This window comes from Streptomyces sp. NPDC058086 (assembly GCF_042885015.1).
Taxonomy (GTDB): domain Bacteria; phylum Actinomycetota; class Actinomycetes; order Streptomycetales; family Streptomycetaceae; genus Streptomyces.
The window spans coordinates 1-1,775 of record NZ_JBHVST010000279.1 but is presented as its reverse complement, the minus strand read 5'-3'; the positions used below and the strand labels follow the sequence as shown (position 1 = coordinate 1,775).

General features: G+C 69.4%; 1 protein-coding gene. It reads right to left on the bottom strand.

Translation table 11 applies throughout. The features are described from left to right. Positions 1 to 26: 26 nt before the first annotated feature. The gene (locus ACFVWD_RS58220; RefSeq protein WP_389607282.1) at positions 27 to 1,682 is read right to left on the bottom strand and encodes an IS1182 family transposase; all 1,656 of its coding nucleotides are present in this window, start codon (positions 1,680 to 1,682) and stop codon (positions 27 to 29) included. Between the last annotated feature and the right edge of the window lie 93 nt (positions 1,683 to 1,775).

Here is a 1,775-nt window from a genome sequence, read left to right as displayed (position 1 = left end):
TGACTCTGTTGGTGATCTTGCAGGGGTCAGCTGGTGGCGGTGCAGAGGGCATGGAAGTGACTGGGCGCTCGCCCGGGCCGGGTCGGTTCGGTGATCCAGTCGGCGATGCGGGTGACGTTGCAGGCCAGTGCGGTCAGGACGTGCCCGGTGTGCGTTTTGGGCAGGCCGCGGTAGCGGGTTCGGCGCAGGCCGCAGGTGCGGACGTTCTGGGAGAGTGTGGCCTCGATACCGGCGCGGATCGCGTAGCGCCGCTGCCAGTTCTCGGTGTGCTGGTCGAGGCGGTTGTGCAGTTGGATCTCGTGGAGTTCGCGGGTGGGCTGCAGGGCGATCGAGCGCGGCCCGGTGGCGGAGCTGGTGCATGGGCTGCGGTCGGGGCAGGTCAGGCAGGTGGCCTTGTCGAACTTGATCTGGATGTAGTCGTGCCCGGTGACGCGCAGGGGTCGCCATTCCCGGCTGAGGTGGCCGCGCGGGCACGTGGCCTGCTGGTTCTCCCAGTCGATGGTGAAGGCGTCCTTGCCGAAGCCGTCCCCGTGCTGGGCCTGGCGGCTGTGGTCGGGCACGAGTGGGCCGAGCAGGGTGATGCCGTGTATCCGCCGCGCGCGTTGGATCTTGGAGGGGGTGACGTAGGCGGCGTCGACCACGTGCTCGGCCGGGGCCAGGCCGGCGGTGCCGAGATCGTCGTGGATCTTCTCGGTGAGCGCGCCGTCCTGGACCGGGGCGATCGTGGTCGCCACGTGCACGACCACCTCCGGCCGGTCGGCCGTGCACGTCTCGGTGAAATGGGTCCGATACCCGGACCAGGCGGTGTCCCGTTTGACGCAGTAGTGCGCGTCGGTGTCGTACGGGGAATCGAACCGCAGCGAGGCGGGCGGCAAGGCATGGCCGTCACGCCAGCGCAGCTGCCCGTCGGCGTCCCAGAAGTAGTGGTGGACCCAGACCCGCCGCAGGATCTCCACCTGCGGCAACGTCCGCAGCCGGGGCGGGGCGTCCGGCGCCCACGCGGCGGCGAGGACCTTCTGCCCGTCCCGGCCAAAGACCTCGGCGAGCGCGGTCACCCCATTCTTCCCGCCGGGGACCTTGCCGATCTCCACCTTGCGCCCGTAGCGCTTGTCCCATTCCGGTTCCACCAGCGCCAGCAGCCATTGCGGGGCTTGTTGGGCGAGCTGCTCCAGGGCCGCCCGCAGGCTCTCGCCGACCAGCTCCAGGCGGCTGAGCCTGCGTACCGCCGCCAGCACATGGGTCGCGTCGGTGCGCTGGCATCCACCAGACTTCAACAACCCGGCCTCGGTCAGCCGGTGCAGCATCACCTGCAACAGCCGGTCGGCCGCGCCGTCCTGGGCCAGCCGGGCCCGGAACTCGCACAGCACCGAGTGGTCGAAGCCGGGATCCTCCAACTCCAGGCCCAGGGCGTACTTCCAGTCGATCCTGGTACGGACCGCGTTCGCGGCCGCGCGGTCCGAGAGGTTCTCCGCGAACTGCAGCACCGAGACCAGCGCCAACTGCCCCGGCGAGAGCGCGGGACGGCCGTCCTTTGGGTACAGCTCTGCGAACTCCTCGTCCTCGAAGAGCACATCCAGCCGGTCCCGTATCAGCATCGCCGGCGTGCCCTTCGGACAGGCCGCCCACGCGGTCAACACCGTCCGTGCGGGTATCCGCTGGTAGCTCTTGGGCTGCATGGACATCTCCGCTCCTCCACCCGGAGCCGCCCCGCTACCACCAGGAAAGCGCTAAACAGACGACCTGTCAGCCCTCCACAAGATCACCAACAGAGTCAT